16 protein-coding genes, 1 pseudogene and 1 other annotated feature are annotated in these 19,178 nt (G+C 50.0%); of the genes and pseudogenes, 9 read left to right on the top strand and 8 right to left on the bottom strand.

The window, feature by feature from the left end; genetic code table 11:
• Positions 1-155: 155 nt before the first annotated feature.
• From LGL98_RS12530 to LGL98_RS12515, 4 genes are all read right to left on the bottom strand, one after another.
• On the bottom strand, positions 156-1,154 hold the full coding sequence (locus LGL98_RS12530) for a LysR family transcriptional regulator (protein WP_136034287.1): 999 nt from the start codon (positions 1,152-1,154) through the stop codon (positions 156-158).
• Between the two features lie 100 nt (positions 1,155-1,254).
• Complete coding sequence (locus LGL98_RS12525; RefSeq protein WP_125345772.1) at positions 1,255-1,938, bottom strand: Crp/Fnr family transcriptional regulator; 684 nt, start codon at positions 1,936-1,938, stop codon at positions 1,255-1,257.
• Positions 1,939-2,119: 181 nt separating this feature from the next.
• On the bottom strand, positions 2,120-2,926 hold the full coding sequence (locus LGL98_RS12520; RefSeq protein WP_168435407.1) for a SphA family protein: 807 nt from the start codon (positions 2,924-2,926) through the stop codon (positions 2,120-2,122).
• 353 nt (positions 2,927-3,279) lie between these two features.
• Positions 3,280-4,089: a MerR family transcriptional regulator gene (locus tag LGL98_RS12515; protein ID WP_136034289.1), complete on the bottom strand. Its 810-nt coding sequence runs from the start codon at positions 4,087-4,089 to the stop codon at positions 3,280-3,282.
• 278 nt (positions 4,090-4,367) lie between these two features.
• Positions 4,368-4,461, top strand: a sequence feature (Trp leader region).
• A gap of 148 nt (positions 4,462-4,609) precedes the next feature.
• Here LGL98_RS12515 and trpB point away from each other — a divergent pair.
• The 8 genes from trpB to LGL98_RS12475 all read left to right on the top strand — a co-directional run bounded on the left by trpB (position 4,610) and on the right by LGL98_RS12475 (position 13,331).
• Positions 4,610-5,803 (top strand): tryptophan synthase subunit beta, encoded by a 1,194-nt coding sequence (trpB, locus tag LGL98_RS12510; RefSeq protein ID WP_136034291.1) that lies wholly within the window; start codon positions 4,610-4,612, stop codon positions 5,801-5,803.
• Complete coding sequence (gene trpA / locus LGL98_RS12505) at positions 5,803-6,612, top strand: tryptophan synthase subunit alpha (protein ID WP_136034293.1); 810 nt, start codon at positions 5,803-5,805, stop codon at positions 6,610-6,612. The genes trpB and trpA overlap by 1 nt, the downstream gene beginning before the upstream one ends.
• A 967-nt stretch (positions 6,613-7,579) precedes the next feature.
• Positions 7,580-8,014 (top strand): VOC family protein, encoded by a 435-nt coding sequence (locus LGL98_RS12500; RefSeq protein ID WP_136034295.1) that lies wholly within the window; start codon positions 7,580-7,582, stop codon positions 8,012-8,014.
• A 47-nt stretch (positions 8,015-8,061) separates the two neighbouring features.
• Positions 8,062-8,880, top strand: a complete 819-nt coding sequence (locus LGL98_RS12495) for a GNAT family N-acetyltransferase (protein WP_136034297.1) — start codon at positions 8,062-8,064, stop codon at positions 8,878-8,880.
• A gap of 395 nt (positions 8,881-9,275) precedes the next feature.
• Complete coding sequence (locus LGL98_RS12490; RefSeq protein WP_136034299.1) at positions 9,276-10,484, top strand: PfkB family carbohydrate kinase; 1,209 nt, start codon at positions 9,276-9,278, stop codon at positions 10,482-10,484.
• Positions 10,485-10,506: 22 nt separating this feature from the next.
• A complete protein-coding gene (locus LGL98_RS12485) occupies positions 10,507-11,268 on the top strand; it encodes a glutamine amidotransferase (RefSeq protein ID WP_136034302.1) in 762 nt (253 codons plus the stop codon).
• A 66-nt stretch (positions 11,269-11,334) separates the two neighbouring features.
• A complete protein-coding gene (locus tag LGL98_RS12480) occupies positions 11,335-12,300 on the top strand; it encodes a DMT family transporter (RefSeq protein ID WP_125345755.1) in 966 nt (321 codons plus the stop codon).
• Positions 12,300-13,331 carry a phosphotriesterase family protein gene (locus LGL98_RS12475; protein WP_136034304.1) on the top strand — a complete coding sequence of 344 codons (1,032 nt, stop codon included), beginning with the start codon at positions 12,300-12,302 and terminating at the stop codon, positions 13,329-13,331. Before LGL98_RS12480 ends, LGL98_RS12475 begins: the two co-directional genes overlap by 1 nt.
• Positions 13,332-13,500: 169 nt before the next feature.
• Here the strand turns inward: LGL98_RS12475 and LGL98_RS26270 are convergent.
• Together LGL98_RS26270 and LGL98_RS12470 are read right to left on the bottom strand one after the other, a co-directional pair.
• Positions 13,501-13,659, bottom strand: a pseudogene (locus tag LGL98_RS26270) (aldo/keto reductase); the annotation flags it as partial.
• A gap of 46 nt (positions 13,660-13,705) precedes the next feature.
• A complete protein-coding gene (locus tag LGL98_RS12470; RefSeq protein ID WP_136034306.1) occupies positions 13,706-14,692 on the bottom strand; it encodes an aldo/keto reductase in 987 nt (328 codons plus the stop codon).
• A gap of 211 nt (positions 14,693-14,903) precedes the next feature.
• On the opposite strand from LGL98_RS12470, the gene LGL98_RS12465 reads away from it, so the two are divergent.
• Positions 14,904-15,812 (top strand): LysR family transcriptional regulator, encoded by a 909-nt coding sequence (locus tag LGL98_RS12465; RefSeq protein WP_136034501.1) that lies wholly within the window; start codon positions 14,904-14,906, stop codon positions 15,810-15,812.
• 126 nt (positions 15,813-15,938) lie between these two features.
• Here the strand turns inward: LGL98_RS12465 and pgtA are convergent, their stop codons facing one another.
• Together pgtA and pgtB are read right to left on the bottom strand one after the other, a co-directional pair.
• Positions 15,939-17,189, bottom strand: coding sequence for a two-component system response regulator PgtA (gene pgtA / locus LGL98_RS12460; RefSeq protein WP_136034307.1), 1,251 nt, complete (start codon positions 17,187-17,189; stop codon positions 15,939-15,941).
• Complete coding sequence (pgtB, locus tag LGL98_RS12455) at positions 17,179-19,173, bottom strand: two-component system sensor histidine kinase PgtB (protein WP_168435415.1); 1,995 nt, start codon at positions 19,171-19,173, stop codon at positions 17,179-17,181. The genes pgtA and pgtB overlap by 11 nt, the downstream gene beginning before the upstream one ends.
• Positions 19,174-19,178 lie beyond the last annotated feature (5 nt).

Raw genomic sequence — 19,178 nt, 5'->3', positions numbered from 1 at the left:
TCATAAGGGGTGATGCGTCATAAAACATCTGCGACGGGGAATATTTTTATTGTGAAGAAAACTAACTGAAATAAGATTAACAATACAACTAAAGAGATTGAAGACTAAAAATAAAAAGTGCATTTGCAAATATGAAAAGGCTTGTTTGCGTATTTTTAATGATTCTCCGCACGTATTTGCCCATAGGTGCTGGTGTGTTGCTCAATCAAAAAATGTTTAAAGGAGGATACGCATTCGGTTATCTGGCTCCGTGCTGGATAATAGAGATTTAATAACCATTCCGATGTTTTCATCTCTTTAAACAAGCAGGTCAGTTTGCCATTGCGAATATCTCGTCTAACAACATATTCCGGCAGGTAGGCTATTCCGGCCCCTGAAAGCACCGATTTTCGCAACAGGGTGCTGTCGCACACCTCAAGAGATTTGGCAATTTTGAAAAAATGACTTTCGCTATTAATCTCATAGGCCCAGTCGTTGCTGCCGGTTAGAGAGCTGGCAAACAGGCAGCGATGATGCACCAGTTCGGACGGGTGCTGCGGCGTGCCGTTCATCAACAGATACTGGGGCGAGGCAACGGTCACGAAAGGTTCAGCGATCAGATTACGTTTCACCAGCGGGAGTTCCTGATCCTGCTGGTGGCTTAAAGCATTAACAGCCCCGATGATGATATCGTGATCTTTCCAGCTTTGAATACCGAAGGCTGAGACGTGGACGGCGATATTCACCTGGCGGTTACCGGCCAGGTAGTTGGCGACGATGGGCATCAGATAGTGTTCGGCATACACCGGCGTACAGCATATGCGGATTGTTCCCCGACGCTCGGTGGAAAAATGGGTCAGCTCATTTTTTAACTGGCCGACCTTCTCGCCGATTAAACAAAAATTGCGATACAGATAATCACCTGCATCGGTCAGCGGCATGGCTTTATTGTTGCGTCGATAAAGAGGACAGCCGATCTCTTTTTCCAGGTCGGACAGCCAGCGTGAGCCTGATGAAATGGATATTCCCATACGCTCCGCCGCAGATGATATTGAACCAGTCGTGACCAGGTTTACGAAGAACATCATTCTGGTCATGATATGCGGATCGGAAAGAGCGACATCCTGCGACAAGGTGGGAACTGACTCCTCATAACGATAATCTTCACAGTACATGGTCGGTGTCTCGCTTCAGATTTGCCTGTATTTATCCTGGCAGGTAACCTGATTAGCAAATGGAAAGAATTAACATTTGCCGCGCGCCGTAGTTCACAATTCACATCATCTCACGGCTGGCGACCTGCCTCAGTCCATCAAGATCGAGCACTTCGATATTGCCGTAGTTGAGCGCCACCATCTGGCGATCGGCGAAATGCCTGAGCGTTTTGGCAACAAAAGGACGCGAGAGCCGCAGGCATTCGGCCATAAACTGCATCGTAAAGGGAATGTGGCGCTCGCGACGCGATCCTTTTTGGCCTTCTTCACAATCCACCAGAAAAGCCGCCACGCAGGCTTCCCTTGAGGACACTTTATGGGTGTAGAGCACCCGATCCAGATCGTTAAGCCTCTCGGTGAGTGAATCTATTACCTGCATTTTGAATTCATCAAACTGGGCCAACAGCTGCGTCGCACTGCCCCGGGGGAGAATAAGTAATTCGACATCGGTCATGGCGATGAAGTTGCGGTCTAAGGGGGTGCGCTTCCAGACAAAGTTAAACAAGATCATACGTCCGACGGGCACGTGAGTGAGCAGCGTCTGATTACCGTTTGCATGATGAACATTAGCAAAGAGATGGCCTTTCAGCGTCCAGGCAATTGCCTCAACTTCGGCGCCCTGATGAAAGACAATACTGCCGGCTTTTTCGCTGCGAACGCGCGACTGACGCAGTAAAGCCTGCTGAAGTGCCTGTGGAAATGCGTTCCAGCCGGGGATCATCATGATAGCTTCTTCGGCGAACATACACGCTCCTGTCCGTGAGGGGGAGGCGTTATTGTCAGCAAATGGGATGGCGTTTTTAAGCCGGGAATCCCCAACATGTGATAACTATCAAAGAGAACCGTCAGGAGCAGAAAACGTGGCTTCTTCCTGCTCCTGATAACGTGACGTATTACGCCCGGGTAATAAAAGAGGTATTGCATGACTACAGCGGCATCGATACCCCAACATGGAAAAAGGTCATTCCGGCATCATTTTCGCTGTGCAAATTAAACAATAGTCGGCCGGTAACGGTAGCTCCGCTGACGCTATAGCTCATCATCGGACCAGCTTTGATATGTTCAACGCGTTTACCGGTAGAATAAATACCCTCTACCCCCTGCACCGTTCTACCGTTAATCTTGTCGTCAGTCACCTGCTTAGTCCAGTTACCGATAAGCCCTGCGGTAAGGCTATTGTTGATACGATGGGTGGCAGTCACATCCAGATACCAGGTGCTACCGGAGCGGTAGTCGGTTTCGCTATTTTTCGTATTGAAGTCAAAAATATTATTAAACGTAATCCCCCAGTCGTCGGTCAGATAGCTGACGGCGATATTGGGTTCAAACGACCAATAATCCCACGAGACGTTATCCCCGGAGATCTCTTTACGCCCGGTTGCCGCATTGCGGGTATAGGCCGTTTTGCCATCCGGTAAATAGATGGCTAACCCGGCGCCAATGTGGAAGTTATTGTGTAAATCCCAGGAAAGCGCGAGCGGCGTAATGCTGGTCCCCAGCAATCCGTTTGTGTGGTCGGTGGTATGTTGGCCGGTGTTTTTTACCTGAATAAATTTATAGGGCTGTACGATCATCGCCGCATAGCGGGCACCGAGGAATTCTACGCCGGGAACCCATGTGGCAGCCATCACCAGCCCGACATTAGAAAGCTTATTTTTTCCCCCGGCGATTTTCGCCGTATCACCACTGCCGTTTCGTACGACACCGGTTTCATAGGTGGATGTCATCGCCATATAAATTCCGTCGGGCGGAAGCGCGCCGGTATGGGTACCTGTTGTCGCTCCAGGCTGTAACGGCGTCAGTCCTTCGGCAGCAAAGAGTGGGTAACAAAAAGCCAGAGAAGAGATAAGGGTAAGAGGTAGCGTTCTGATTTTCATTTTAATCGTCCGTTTTATGACCAGTGCCAGAACGATTAAAATCAAAAATGGGACTATCCGGAATAGCATAAATAAGAACGTCTTTTCGGAATATGCAAACGTATTGAGCATCTTCATCGTAACGCCGTAAATCTGCCCTGCCTTCCCCCCTCTCTGCATTTTATCAGCGCTCAGCAGGCGGCCCTTAAACGGGCCAGCCTGCATCCCGGTTAAACTTTCTCTACAGGGAACTGTATTTCCGTCATCCACTCCGTGGCGTCTTTTTTGTTCCAGATGCCGTCGATGTAGCTTTCCCTGGGGGGATTTGTTAACAGGTAACCATTATCTTCGACCCATTGCATAAGATAGATGTACGCATTTCTTAATGAATCATAGGGTCCCTTGTGTAGGACCGTTACAGCGGTAACGGCGGGGATAACCTGGAAAATAATATCCCCTTCGTTTTTACCAAAATGATCAACAGCTTCACAGAACTCCACGTCCATATTTTTCTCTTTGTATTCTTTATCATGATAAAGAGTGAAGCAATAAGCCGGGGTCGCTAACGTTAAACCTGGATTTGCCTTCATAACCTCTTGCCCTGTTGGCGGAATTAAGTTGATATATGAGGAGAAATCAGGAACATTGAAACGCCTGGAGTAAACAATACATTCCGGGATTTTTTTCAAAACAGCTTGATATGGCATAATTCTTTCCTTTTTTTTATGTTGCAGATAGTGGTTAATTCGGGAGAGCATATCCTCCATGTCTTGAATTTGTTGCTGTATTTCAAGGCGTCGCTGTTCAATTATGTGGCAGGAATTTTCATCCTGAGTCAGCGTAACTATTTCAGTTATTGTAAAACCAAGCTGGCGTAAACTCGCTATCTGATGAAATTTCATTAACTGGTCAGAAGTATAGAAACGATAACCATTCTCAGGGTTAATATAGGCAGGAACAAGCAAACCGATTTCATTATAGTAATGAAGCGTTTTTATCGTCACACGACAGATCTTTGAAAACAGCCCTATTTGATACATGCAACCCTCTCCCTGAATGAGTATGCGGACCTTACAGTCTTACCTTACAGGAGAGTCAACAACAAACTGACGCCTCTTAATCACCACGAGCAAAGGCTTCAAGAAAGTGAATTACAGGGGACTATCTGACAGTAATGCCCGCCTGGAGGGATAAAGCAGAAAAGTAACCAGTACTTTTTTTAAGCAAAAAAGATTGACACCACACCATTGAACTAGTTTACTGATACAAACTTTAAATAGACAGGTATCGAACGATGACATTCTCAATGATGACGTTGCATGGCTGGTGGCGCACTTCCCGTTAACGGGCAGTATCGTCACGTCTGCAATCCGCACACCGATACCCTGCCCGCCATGAGCGGGCTTTTTATTGCCCAAATTTTGTCATACGCGATAAGTCCATCGCGTATTAACGCAGCCAGGAAGCACTGCGTAGTCACTGATTTCACTTCACGTGCAGAGTCCAGACCGCCGCACCAGGCACGGTTTCCAGGCACTGCGCAGACCTTAAGGAGCAATAATGAGCACCCTACTTAATCCACGCTTCGGCGAATACGGCGGAATGTACGTCCCGCAAATCCTTATGCCCGCCCTGCTTCAACTGGAAGAGGCCTTTGTTAACGCACAGAAAGATCCGGCATTTCATACCGAATTTACCGGGCTGCTGAAAAACTATGCCGGGCGTCCAACAGCGTTAACCCTGTGTCGCAACCTCACCAGAGGAACCCGTACCACCTTATACCTCAAACGTGAAGATCTGCTCCACGGCGGGGCGCACAAAACCAACCAGGTTCTGGGGCAGGCGCTGCTGGCAAAGCGCATGGGGAAAACTGAAATCATTGCCGAAACCGGGGCCGGGCAGCACGGCGTCGCCTCGGCGCTCGCCAGCGCACTGCTTGGCCTGAAATGCCGCATTTATATGGGCGCAAAGGATATCGAGCGTCAGTCGCCGAACGTCTTCAGGATGCGCCTGATGGGGGCGGAGGTGATCCCGGTACACAGCGGTTCCGCGACCCTGAAAGATGCCTCCAACGAGGCGCTTCGCGACTGGTCCGGTAGCTATGAAAAGGCGCATTTCATGCTCGGGACAGCCGCGGGTCCACATCCCTTCCCGACCCTTGTTCGTGAATTCCAGCGCATGATTGGAGAAGAGACCCGGGAGCAGATTCTGGAAAGAGAAGGCCGTCTGCCGGATGCGGTTATCGCCTGCGTGGGCGGGGGATCCAACGCGATTGGAATGTTTGCCGATTTTATTGATGAACCACGTGTCGGTCTGATCGGCGTGGAGCCCGCTGGTCACGGCATTGCAACCGGCGAGCATGGCGCACCACTCAAGCACGGTCGCACGGGCATCTATTTCGGTATGAAATCGCCGATGATGCAGACCGATGAGGGGCAGATCATTGAGTCCTGTTCCATTTCCGCCGGCCTGGACTTCCCCTCTGTTGGGCCACAGCATGCGTACCTGAACAGCATCGGACGTGCCGACTATGTCTCCGCGACCGATGATGAAGCGCTGGACGCCTTTAAAACCCTCAGCCGCGAAGAAGGCATCATTCCCGCCCTGGAGTCCTCTCATGCGCTGGCGCATGCCCTGAGAATGATGCGTGAACATCCCGACAGGGAGCAGTTGCTGGTGGTTAACCTTTCTGGTCGAGGGGATAAGGACATTTTTACCGTACACGACATTCTGCAGGCACGAGGAGAAATCTGATGGAACGCTATAAAAATAGGTTTACTGCGCTAAAAGCCCGCAGAGAAGGTGCTTTTGTTCCTTTCGTGATGACTGGCGATCCAGGCCCGGTACAGTCGCTGCGAATTATTGATACCCTGATCGCAGCAGGCGCAGACGCGCTGGAACTGGGGATCCCGTTTTCGGATCCGCTGGCAGATGGCCCGACCATTCAGACTGCCGCACTACGAGCCTTCGCCGCAAACGTCACACCAACGCTGTGCTTTGAGATGCTGGCCAATGTTCGACAAAAACACCCGAACATTCCCATTGGCCTGCTGGTATATGCCAACCTTGTATTCAACCGAGGCATTGATGCATTTTACGCCGAATGCGCGCGGGTCGGGATAGATTCGGTGCTGGTAGCGGATGTCCCCTTCGAAGAATCCCAGCCGTTCCGTCAGGCAGCAAGGCGTTATCATATTGCGCCCATTTTTATCTGCCCTCCGAATGCGGAAAATAAATTGCTTATGGAGATAGCCCGTCACGGTGAGGGCTATACCTATCTGCTGTCCCGCGCAGGGGTCACGGGGACCGAACAGGGAGCATCAAAGCCGCTGCAACATTTGGTTGAAACACTGGCAAATCTTCAGGCCCCTCCTGCACTTCAGGGATTTGGTATTTCCACTCCCGATCAGGTTGCGGATGCTATTCAGGCTGGTGCAATAGGCGCCATTTCAGGTTCTGCCATCGTCAAAATCATTGAGAAACATCGTGAGGATGATGTTGCAATGCTGAATGAGCTGAGGGCGTTTGTGATAAGCATGAAGGCGGCAACGCGTCGGGTGTAATGCTATGAGATTGCCTGTATCGACAGGCAATCTCTTATGAGGACAGATGCCAGGCATTCTTATTTCAGAGCATATCTGTGCTGCCTGAACTTATCCATCTAGCCCGCTAACATCCGGCGACCAGACTGCTTTTTACTCTCAAACAATAAATAGCTATCGCCATGGCTTAAAAAAATCGCCGTCATTCGTTAAATGATAACCTGCGAATACAATACCGTTTAATCAAGTTATTTAAACCCGTAATATAATTGCATTGATGGCGCCTGAGAAGTAATTATCTCTCCCGTTCTCGAGAGCACATATTAATTAGCAGGTCTGGATAGTTATGCCACGTTTATTATTTGAGTGCGTATTATTTGAGCGGCATTATCTAAACAAATGCTAAACGACCCTTTTATTTAATGTGGATATACTTATTTTATCCGTTAACCTGTCCTGGCTAACAAACGAACAGATCTCCATGAGGACACTGTCAACCCGGCTGATAAACGTTTAGCCATTCGTGGCTGGTTCTTACCGGCATGATCGTTATGTTAGCTCCAGGGCAACTAACCTTGCTCATACGTGCCTTGTTTGTGGAATGATTCTTTTTTCATTGCTTAGCCGCCGGTGCAGGCGGCTCTTTTTCAGGAGGCTGCATGCCACTAAATAAAATAAAACGTCATGCCATACTCCACACCCTCTCTATACCTGAACGTAAACTGCGCCCCGTAAAATGGCTTGCTCTCATCTCATCCCTGCTCTTTTTTTTACAACTGGTCATTGAGAGCCTGATCATAAGCGAATAGCGCAATAGCAGTTTCTGTTCAAAGACCAAATCGGGAATGATTTTCTGATACCAGGCGGCTACAACGCACAAAACTTAATGTATTATTTTTCAACAACACAAGCATTACCTGGAGTTGTGCGTCTGTTGAATTTCGCAGGTGTCAACCTGACTGACAGAATCTGAATAAGGAAATGAACCATGGAAAAATTTACGCTACATCGTGGCAGACTTATCGACCATATCCAGCTCGTGGTAAACAACTTTGACGCCAGCAAAGCGTTTTACACTGCTGTGCTGGCGGAACTTAAGATCCCCGTGGTTATCACCGATGACGAATATATCTGGGCTGACGAACTGGTCATTTCGTCGGTAAAAAGTTCCGGATCTGGAGGGGTGCCTACAGGACGGCACCATCTGGCCTTTCAGGCCACAGATCGTGAATCGGTAGACGCGTTTTACCGCGCAGCCCTCAATCATGGCGGACGTGATAACGGCGCACCTGCCGAACGAACCTACCATCCCGGATACTATGCCGCTTTTGTTCTGGATCCGGACGGTAACAACATTGAGGCTGTTTACCATGGTGAAGGCGACCGCAGCGCCCGCTCTGTAGAAATCAGCTTCACTGTCTGAGAAAACACCCCTGTCACTCCCGGGAACCGCAATGGAGAGCTTTATCTATGACCGTTATTCCGGTATCAGCCCTTGAATACAGCATGGCGGAACTGTGCCGTATTCTTGCAGACAGCTTTAATGAATCATCGACCCCGTTTGCGTTGCCATCGGACATGTTTGCCTCACGTTTCATCTCCGAAGGACTCAGCCTTGAAGACTCGTGTGTCTGGCTGGTCAATGGTAATCCGGCGGCAATAGCCATCGTAACCCGCAGAATGGACAAAGCGCGTCTGGCCGCATTTGGTGTGCTGCCCGAGTACCGGAGCCAGGGACTGGCAAAACAGATGCTTACTCCTCTGTTTATCTCTTTAAAAAATAAAAAATTATCCAGCGTGAGGCTGGAAGTGTTGCGCGAAAACACCCGCGCCGTCGCTCTCTATCACGCACTCGGCTTTCAGGTTCGCCGACACCTGCGCAAATACCGGGGAAATCCACAATCCCACCCTGAAAAAAGTTCGGGGGATATGGAGTACATGACTACAGATGATTTCCTGCGTACCGTCTCGTCTGCATCAGAAGATGATCTTCCCTGGCTGGCCAGTCCCCTGCCGCTCCTCACCATTCCCTGCCATATCCTCAGGGATAACGAACATGCATGGTGTGCTGTCGCTGAGTGCATGGGACAACCTCAGCTCCGCGGTCTGTTTGTGGAACCGGCGTATCGTTACCAGGGGCGGGCTAAAACAATGTTGAAGAAAATCAATGCCAGATGGCCTGGCATAGGTACATCAGCCGCGGTCCCAGAAACGCTGGCGCCATTATTTACTGCAGCGGGTTATCAGGCTGAACCGTTAGGCCAGTTTGAGATGGCACTGACATTTTAAAATATCGTTATGCTGCGTTCCGGATGACTAGAGAATAATGATGATTAGCATTTGAATATGTTTCACGCTCTACCTGAAAATTTCAATCTATGATTGCTTATGAGCCCTTCGCTGAAATACCACTGCCAGAGAGCAAAACATACCGCGATTGCTAAGCGTTGCTAAAACCTGGGGCAATCTCTAACAACGCCATCTGTTTATTTTCACAATTGCAACAATATACGCCAGCCAACCCGCCGTAACTAACAAATCAAGTCAAGATTTCTATAACCACCAAGATAAGGTGAATAACCTTTACTTTTTTTTGCTTTTTTTTGGTTTTACGAACAAATTTACGAATACTATCACAACCCTAAATAACAGGTGCATTATATTTGATCTCAGTGAGGTGACGTATGAAAACAGAACGCCATCATAAAATAATTAAGCTGATCAGCTCAGCAGGATTTGTTCGTGTTAGTGCCCTTTCTGAACACTTAAAAGTGACGAAAGAAACAATTCGTGCAGATCTGAATGAGCTTTCCCAGAGAGGATTATTAAATCGCTGTCATGGTGGTGCTTATATCGATATTAGTTCTCTTGATAGCGTCACCAAAAACGAAATCATACATGTCCTTGAATCAGTTGATTCACTGGACACAATAACAAAGGGCCCTCCTGTCATGATAAATAACGTTTGTGTTTTGGGTTCATTTAATGTTGATATTATCAATTATCTTCCCAGGCTTCCAGATACAGGTGAATCATTACTTTCTGGTAAATTAATCTTCTCTCCGGGAGGGAAAGGGTGTAACCAGGCGCTTGCAGCTAGCTATGCAGATGCTAATGTAACCTTTATCACTAAAATAGGCTCCGATCATTTTAGTGAGTATGCTAGTTCGTTTATAAATGCATCAGTCATTAAAAAACCTGTCATTTATAAATCAGAAGAGGTTCAGACCGGCACCGCCTCCATTCTTGTCGATGAGACTACAGGCGAAAACATAATAGCTATTTTCCCTGGGGCCAACATGACATTTTCAGATGATGAGGTTTCCCTTCAGCAAGACGCTATAGCTGAATCAAACATTTTGCTATTACAGCTCGAGACTAATCCAGAGGCATTAGCCAGAGCTGTTGAATTAGCAAAGAAAAATAACATACCTGTCATTATAAATCCGGCACCTTATGATTCATGCATTAATTATTTTCTTGATGACCTTGACTACCTGACTCCCAATGAAACTGAAGCGGGTTTACTCACAGGCATTTCTGTAATTGATGATAAATCGGCAATGGAAGCAGCAAGAGCAATTAATAAAAAAGGAGTTAAAAATGTCGTTATTACTCTTGGCAAAAAGGGTTCCGTGGCCTATGACGGAAAAAGGTTCATTGTGTCTCCGGCTTTTCCTGCTGTGGTAAAGAACACAGCTGGCGCCGGTGATGCATTCAATGGAGCTCTTGCATCAGAGCTTGCAAGAGGCTGCTCTCTGGCGAATGCATTAATCTACGCTACCGCATTTTCATCACTGGCCGTTGAAACTGCTAATGCCTCGGATATGCCTGATAACCAGGCAGTACTGCATAGAATAAAAACAACGCAGTACCGGCAGATAATTTCTTAAACAAGCAGAAAAGGAATCGATTATGAACGCTGATACTTCCTCCTTAAAAATCCTTTTTATCGGTGAATCATGGCATATCCATATGATTCACTCAAAAGGATACGACAGTTTTACATCAAGTAAATATGAAGAAGGCGCTAAATTTTTACTGGAAAACTTACGCCAAAATAACGTCTCCGTTACTTATATGCCAGCTCATCAGGTACAGATTTCTTTTCCGCAAGAGCAGGCAGAACTGGAGCAATATGATGCCATCGTCATTAGCGACATCGGCAGTAACACGTTCCTTCTGCAAAATGATACTTTTTATCATTCCAGAATCAAACCTGACGCGCTGGCCATGATAAAAGAATATGTCAAAAATGGCGGAGGATTATTAATGATAGGTGGATACCTTTCGTTTATGGGGATTGAAGCCAAAGCTAATTATAAAAATACTGTATTAGCTGAAGTTCTTCCGGTAATTATGCCAGATGGCGATGATCGTATCGAAAAACCCGCTGGTGTGTATGCCTCTCCGGTTGAGCATGAGCATGAAACAGTCTTAGGTTTCTCCGACTGGCCCATGTTTCTGGGCTATAACAAAGCAGTGGCAAAAGAAAACGCAACCATTGCATTAACTATCAATAATGACCCACTCCTTGTTTATGGACGTTATGAAAAAGGCAGGACAGCCTGTTTTATGAGTGACTGTTCACCGCACTGGGGTAGTCATGAGTTTCTAAACTGGAAATATTATACCCCGATGTGGTTAAACATTCTGCGTTATATCGCCAGCAGTTAATAATAACGGGTCAGAAGTTTAAATCTTCGGACCCATTCCTGACTGATTAATATACAGGATGGATTTATGAAAAAAAGCAAATATTCTGTTCCTTTGCTGATGCTTGCAACAATTCTTGCAGGTACACTATCTCCAATGCAGTCTGCTGTTAATGGCGAACTCGGTCACTGGCTCAACGATGGAAATGCCTGCGCAGTTATTTCTTTCGCCAGTGGTTTAGTCGTTATGTTCTTTATAATTATGGCTAAAAAAGAGACACGTCAACAATTTGCCTCTATTCCTTCGCTGATAACACAGCGGAAAATACCGCTATGGAACTGGTTTGCTGGTCTGTGTGGGGCAATGGTAGTCTTTTCTGAAGGTGCATCCGCCAGTGCGCTCGGCGTAGCAACTTTTCAAACAGCGTTAATCTCGGCACTCATTCTTTCTGGTTTACTGTGTGATCGATTTGGTATTGGTGTCAGTGAGAAAAAATATTTCACCTCTTATAGAATTATCGGCGCCATTTTCGCCATTGTCGCCACGATATTTGTGGTTTCTCCTCAGTGGCGTTCCACCTCATTCATCCTTCTGGCCATTCTGCCCTTTATGGCGGGTTTACTCGCAGGATGGCAACCTGCAGGTAACGCGAAAGTCGCGGAAGCTACTGGATCGATGCTGGTATCAATCACCTGGAATTTCATCGTCGGTTTTACCGTCCTGGGTATCGCCCTTCTCGTTAGAATCTCACTTGGGCACGTCAGCTTCCAGTTACCTGATACATGGTGGATGTACCTTGGTGGCCCGCTGGGTCTCATGTCCATAGGGTTGATGGCGATCCTGGTTCGTGGACTGGGATTATTGATGCTGGGCGTGGCATCCACTGCCGGACAGCTACTGGGTTCAGTGCTAATCGATGTGCTGATTCCGTCTCTGGGCAACACCGTTTATTTTGTCACACTGGTCGGTACGGTATTTGCTCTTGTGGGAGCAATTGTCACCACCATTCCTGATTTTAAGAGCGCAAAGCTGGCTAAGGCGGAGGCACAATAATGAAAGGTTATCTTCAGACCGTTACTGGCCCGATACGTAAAGAAGACATGGGCTTAACTTTACCGCATGAACACCTTTTTAATGACCTGTCTTCTGTGGTTGATAAGCCCTTTTATAACTGGTCTGAGCAGCTTGTCAGCTGCCACGTGTGCGCTGAGAAGCAATGGGGGCTTAAACACGATCCTTATTGCTGTGCTGACAACATGGGTAAAAAGGAAATTGAAGATGTCATTCAGGAGATAAAAAACTTCATGGCGCTGGGCGGAAAAACCATCGTTGACGCCACAGGCTCTGCGTCGATTGGCCGCGACCCTATATCGTTACGTGAAGTCGCCCGCCGTACAGGCATCAATATTGTCGCCTCCTCTGGCCCGTACCTTGAAAAATTTGAAGGAGACAAACTTCATCAACAAGTAGAGACCCTTGCCAGGGACATTGATCGTGAGTTGAACATCGGAATTGATGGAACAGATATTCGGGCAGGAATGATTGGCGAAATCGGGGTTTCTCCGGAATTCACTGACGCGGAGAAAAACGGCCTGCGAGCCGCCTCACTTGCCTGGAAAGACAATCCTGACGTTTCAATCAATATCCACATGCCTGGTTGGCTAAGGCTTGGGGATGACGTTCTGGATATCGTTCTGCGAGAAATGGGTGTCTCTCCGAAGAAAGTTTCCCTGGCTCATTCAGATCCATCCGGAAAGGATCTTGATTATCAACGTCGTATGCTCGACAGGGGTGTCTGGCTGGAGTTTGATATGATCGGGCTCGACATTACGTTTCCGAAAGAAGGCGTGGCTCCTGGGGTACAGGAGACAGCCGATGCCGTCAGCAAGCTCATTGAGCTAGGGTATGGAGATCAGCTCGTATTAAGTCACGATGTTTTCCTGAAACAAATGTGGGCTAAAAACGGAGGGAACGGATGGGGATTTGTGCCTAACATCTTCCTGGGATACCTGTCGAGCCGCGGGGTCGATGAGAAGTCAATTAAAAAACTATGTATTGATAACCCGGCAAATCTCCTGGCCTGACAATAATCCGGCAGCCCGAACGACGTACGGGCTGCATCTCCCTAACGGATACGTAAGCCATAAAACCGTACCCTCCTGTGACAGTAGGTATTAACTTTTATCCAACTGACTTTCGGTAAACGGATCTGCGCGACCGCCCTGCAATGGAATTTTGGCAAGCGCCGCATCGGTTAGGCGTGTCCTGACCAGCCGGTTTCGCCATCACGGCGCCGCTCCTGCCAAGAGTGGTTGCAGCCAACGCCAGACCGGCGCCGGTGATCAGAAAATTGCGCCGGTCCCGGGAAGTAGGTACGGCAGCAGAAGGCTGGTCATGCATCATCTTGCTCATAAACTGGAACTCCCCCTAACGCAAAAAGGATTCATCAATTTGGTCATTACCAGGCATAAGCCTGAGGCGCTTCTCCCCCGGGGCCGGGCCAGATTTCGTCGAGACAGCTCATGGTGTCGTCTGATAGCGTGATGGTCGTTGCGTGAAGCGCCTGCTGGAGTTGTGCGACCGTACGAGGCCCAATCAGTGGAGCGGTAACGACAGGGTTCTGCAGGAGCCAGGCCAGCGCCACATCGGAAGGGGTTTCGCCGAGGTCATCACATAATCCTTCATAGGCTTCCAGCTGCGGACGATACTGTTCAATTTGGCGGGCAAACGCGGGCCTGGCACGGCGCCCGCTTGCCACCTTTTTCAGTACGCCGCCAAGCAACCCTCCGGCAAGCGGGCTCCAGGGGATCAACCCCAGGCCAAAATGGCGGCATGCGGGAATGACCTCCAGCTCAATGGTGCGGGCTGTCAGATTATAGAGACTTTGCTCGGCGACCAGGCCCAGCAAATGACGGGCTGTGGCGACTGACTGCGCAGTCGCAATGTCCCACCCCGCGAAATTGCTGCTACCGATATAAAGCACTTTGCCCTGCTGAACAAGTAGTTCCATGGCCTGCCAGATCTCTTCCCACGGCGTATGGCGATCGATGTGATGCATCTGATAGACGTCAATATGGTCGGTCTTAAGCCGTCGCAAACTATCCTCGCAGGCCTTGCGAATATGATACGCAGAAAGCCGGCGATCGTTCGGGCCAGGTCCCATAGGCTGATAGACTTTTGTCGCCAGAACGATGCGGTCACGGCGGCCACCCTGCTGAAGCCAGCGACCAATAATTTCCTCGGACAGCCCCGAGCCTTGCTGGATATCGGGAGATTGTTCAGTGCCATACACGTCTGCTGTATCAATGAAATTGATACCCGCCTCAAGCGCCTCATCCAGAATGCGGGCGCTGGTTTTCTCGTCGGTGACGTCACCAAAATTCATGGTTCCGAGGCAAAGGCGGCTGACTTTCAGGCCGGTGCGGCCAAGATGCGTATAGTTCATAAACGGCTCCGTTAGGTGAATGTTCCGCCCTGACCGGCAGAGCGCATGATTTTCAAGAATAACGAAGCACAACGTGTTCAGTGAGAGGACGTGAGTGGATGGACTTGTGAAAAAAATTCAGCAATGGATGAGCCCTAATCGGTCTAAGGTGTATATCATTTCTTTATCAACGCATTCGGGTCTTAACGCCGCACAAGGAAAACTATTCTGTATGCAAATAAACAGAGCTGATATTGCCGATCTCATTTATTTCATGGCGATTGCACGTCATCGCAGCTTCAGCCGCGCGGCGATTGAGTTAGGCGTCAGTGCATCAGCGCTCAGCCATGCCCTGAAGGGGCTGGAAACCCGGCTTGGGGTTCGCCTGCTTAATCGCACGACCAAGAGCGTCACCCCGACGGCGGCTGGTGAGGAACTGGTTCAGTCTGTTCTTCAGCCTTTCGGCACCATAGAAAGCGCGCTTGAATCGCTTAACCGCTATCGCAATACCCCTAGCGGACGTATTCGCATCAATGCTGCCGTTGAAGCGGCAAATCTTCTGCTTGCGCCGGTTATGCCCGCTTTTATGGATCGCTATCCCGATATTGAAATCGATATTGTGGCCAGCAACCGTATGGTTGACGTCACTGATGCAGGTTTCGATGCCGGCATCCGCTATGGCGGCACCGTTCCGGAGGACATGGTTGCCCGACGTTTATCTGCCGATATTCGCTGGGTCATCGCCGCCTCCCCCGACTACCTGAAACGCTACGGAACACCTGAACATCCGGATGATTTATTACACCATCGCTGCATCAGCAATCGTCTCGGCGACGATCGGGTTTATCGCTGGGAACTTGAGCGAGACGGCGAAACATACGAAATGACAGTGCCAGGCTCAGTGACGGTCAATCATGCCGAAACGGGCCTGGTGGCCGTACTGGGCGGGGCTGGCCTGATGTATTTTCCGGAGCCTCTTGTTACTCCCTATGTCAAGGATGGACGGCTCCGTCTGGTGCTTACGGAATGGTCCCCGCTGGAGGAAGGTTTTCATATCTATTATTCAAGCCGCCGGCAACTTCCTACCGGTCTTCGCCTTCTGATTGAGTTCATACGGGAAGTCAGGCCGCTGGGGTTATGAAATACTGAACGCTGTATTGTCGCGTTTATCGCGCCGTCGCTTATTCAGAATACTCAGTTGCAGGAAACCGCAGGGAGTCAGGAAGGCGTGACATTTGCTAATGCTGAGGAAACCTGACAATATGGCCTAAACCCCTTTGTAGTGATCTTTATTCAGGCCATACTTCTTCATTCTGAGATAAAGTTTTTTACGCGGTATCAGCAGATACTCCGCCACCTCATTAATACGTCCCTGGTGGATATTCAGCGCTTCGGTGATGATCTGCCGCTCAACGTCCTCAACCCGCTGATCCAGCGGCGTCGGCTCGCCAACGTGCATCAGCGGATTAACCGTTTCTGCGAGCGGTAATACGCCCACAGCAAACAGCTCGGCGGCGTTCGCCAGTTCGCGAACGTTATTTGGCCACACCCGGCGCATCATCCCCTTCAACAGACCCGCATCCACCTCCGGGACGGGATGATTCAGCCGTTGACAGGTTTTTTGCAAATAGTGATGAAACAGCGGCTCGATATCATCCGGTCGCTTTGACAGAGGCTGGCAGCCAATTTGCGTCATCGCGAAGCAGTAATAGAGTTCCGCCACTATCTGGCTGCTGGCGGCCAACTCCACCAGCGAAGCGCTACCGATAGCAATCAGGCGAAAAGGCCGCTTTTCATGACTCTGCAGCTGTACCAGCTGATGCTGTTGTTCGTAAGTCAGATGCTCCAGGTGACTTAAGATCAGCGTTCCACCCTGGGCCTGGGCGATCAGTTCATTAAGCGTGTGGGCGTTAGCCGGAGTCAGCTCGCAGGCGATAAACGGACCTTCAGCGTGACGTCCTAACTGGTGCAGGTAACGCGCGCCGGTCATGCGACCAGTTCCCGGTTCGCCGTAAAGCCATACCGCAATATCCGTTTCTGCCAGCTGCTGAAGGCGCTGGCGATACCGAACCGTCCACTGGCTGCGGCCAATAAGCTCAACCTGTAATTTTTGCTGACAATACTGGCGACGGGCGATCACCGATTGCCTCTGACGCAGCGCGGCGTCCACCAGCGTGAGCAGCTTGCCCGGGTCGATCGGCTTTTGCAGGAAATCCCAGGCCCCTTTTTTCACCGCCTCCACCGCCATCGGCACATCGCCGTGACCGGTGATAAGCAGAATCGGCAGCAGATCGTCCTCCTGATGAAACAACGTCATTAAATCGATACCGGAGCAGCCGGGCATGCAGACATCGCTTAAAACGATGCCGGGCCAGTCCTTCGGCACCTGCTCCCGCGCATCAAACGGATTATTACAGGCACTGACATGATACCCCGCTTGCTCAAGCAGCTGCGTATAGGCATCCAGCACATCGGCATCATCGTCAATCAGCAGAATCGAACAGTTATTACTCAACATCTTTTACATCCGTCACATTGAATTCCAGCACCACGCAGGCACTGCACGTACACGTCGACGCCAGGCGCAACGCCCCTTCCATTTGCGTCATCAGCGAAACACATATCGAAAGCCCTATTCCCAGTCCCACAGTTTTACTGGTAGTGAACGGCTTTAACAGCGAAGGGAGTAAGGCCGCAGGCCAGCCAGGGCCGTTATCGGCAATCAACACACACAGCCTGTCGCCGTGGATTTGCCAGCTCACGGTGATTTGCGCGGCGTGCGGGCAGGCATCGAGGGCATTGGACAGCACGTTCACCAGCACCTGATGGACACGCACTTCGTCCCCCCGGATCCAGACGGTGTCATCCGGTATCACCAGCGTCCCCTGCTGAGGCTTATGACGCATCGCCAGCAGTTCCCACGCCACGGTAAATGTCTGACGCAAATCGACCGGATGCAGCGGTGTTTCCAATTCTGCACGGCGGGTAAACTGGCGCAGGGAGCGGATAATCGCGTCAATGCGGTTGATCAGCCCTTCCGCTTTGCTTAACGTCGTCCGCGCCTGTTCCGCCTGTCCCTGTTCGATCGCCCTTCCCGCCGTAAAAAGATACATCGACAGCGCGTTCAGCGGCTGATTAATCTCATGCGCCAGAGTGGTCATCGTCTGCCCCACCACTGCCAGTTTAGCGGTCTGGATCAGCTCGTCCTGTGTGGCGCGCAGATCGGCCTCAATCGCTTTTCGCTCGCCAATCTCCTGTTCCAGCTGCTGTTTTTGCGCATTAAGCTGACCCAGGGTATGACGAAGCAAACCGGCAATACGTCCCAGCTCGTCGCGCCCGTAAACCGGAATGGTCGCCCCGGTCTGGCCTAAACCAATCTGCACCACCGCCTGATTCAGTGCGGTAAAGCGTTTCACCAGCCGCGAGCGAATAAAATAATGGTTCAGCCCCCATGCCAGCAGCAGCGCCAGCAACGTCGCCACCAGGATTAACCCGCCGCTGACCCGGACAATCTGCGCCATACGCTGATTAAACATCTGCATCTGCTGGTGACTGCTGCCAAGCTGGGCTTCCAGCAGCGTTCTGAAGCGCCCCAGCGTCGCTTCTCTGGACCGGCTGGCTTCCACGAGCGCTTTTTGCGCGCTAACATAGTCGCGCATGGTATCCGGCATCTTATTTTTCATCATGCCAATTTCCAGCAGCTCATCAATTGTTTGTCGCAGGGTAATGGTGCTCGGCCAGTCATCCAGCGTACGGATATTTTCATCCGCCGTTTTTTTCAGATTTTCAAGATAGCGGATATGCGTCTCCACCAGCATGCCGTCATCATTCCCGGATTTGAGTTCATTGAGCCTGTCGCGCAGGTCGTCAACGATCTGATTTTCAATACGAGCCAGGGTATAGACCTGCTGCTGTTCATTCTGCACTTCCCGGGCGCGTTTCAGGTACTGCGCCGCATCTCCCTGTCGGGCTTCAATCTGATCGAGCAGCGTTCCCTGTTGCCAGGTAAAATCCTGCACCAGCGAATTCAGCTCGGTAGTGAAATCGTCGTGCAACCAATCGATCCGCGCCGAAAGCTCCCCCACCTTTTCACGAACCAGAAACATGTTGTAGAGCACGCGATCCAGTTCCGCCAACAGCGCGCGGCTGTCCTGCAATATCACCCCCAGCTGCTGGCGTTCCGCTGGCGACAACCCCTGACTTAGCCGTTCTATTTTGTCCAGATGCTGGATAATCTGGTTGCGCAGCTGCAGTCGTACCATGGTATTCGGCGCCAGTAGAAATTCATTGAGCTGATCGACCACCAGGTTAAGATTCCCTTCAATCAGAAAAGCCGAGTGGATGCGCGGAAAGTACTCATCCAGCGAATAGCGGATCTGCGAACTTTGTTCATGCCAGGAATAGAGGCTGACGCTGCTGACAATCAGCGTCAGCAGCGCCCCCATCAGAAAAGCCCCGCGTAGGCTACTACTGATACTGATTTGCCGCAGACGTTGCAGCATGGACC

The organism is Klebsiella africana (assembly GCF_020526085.1).
GTDB classification, from domain to species: domain Bacteria; phylum Pseudomonadota; class Gammaproteobacteria; order Enterobacterales; family Enterobacteriaceae; genus Klebsiella; species Klebsiella africana.
The sequence above is the reverse complement of the archived record's forward strand: the minus strand, read 5'-3'. Positions and strand labels throughout refer to the sequence as shown.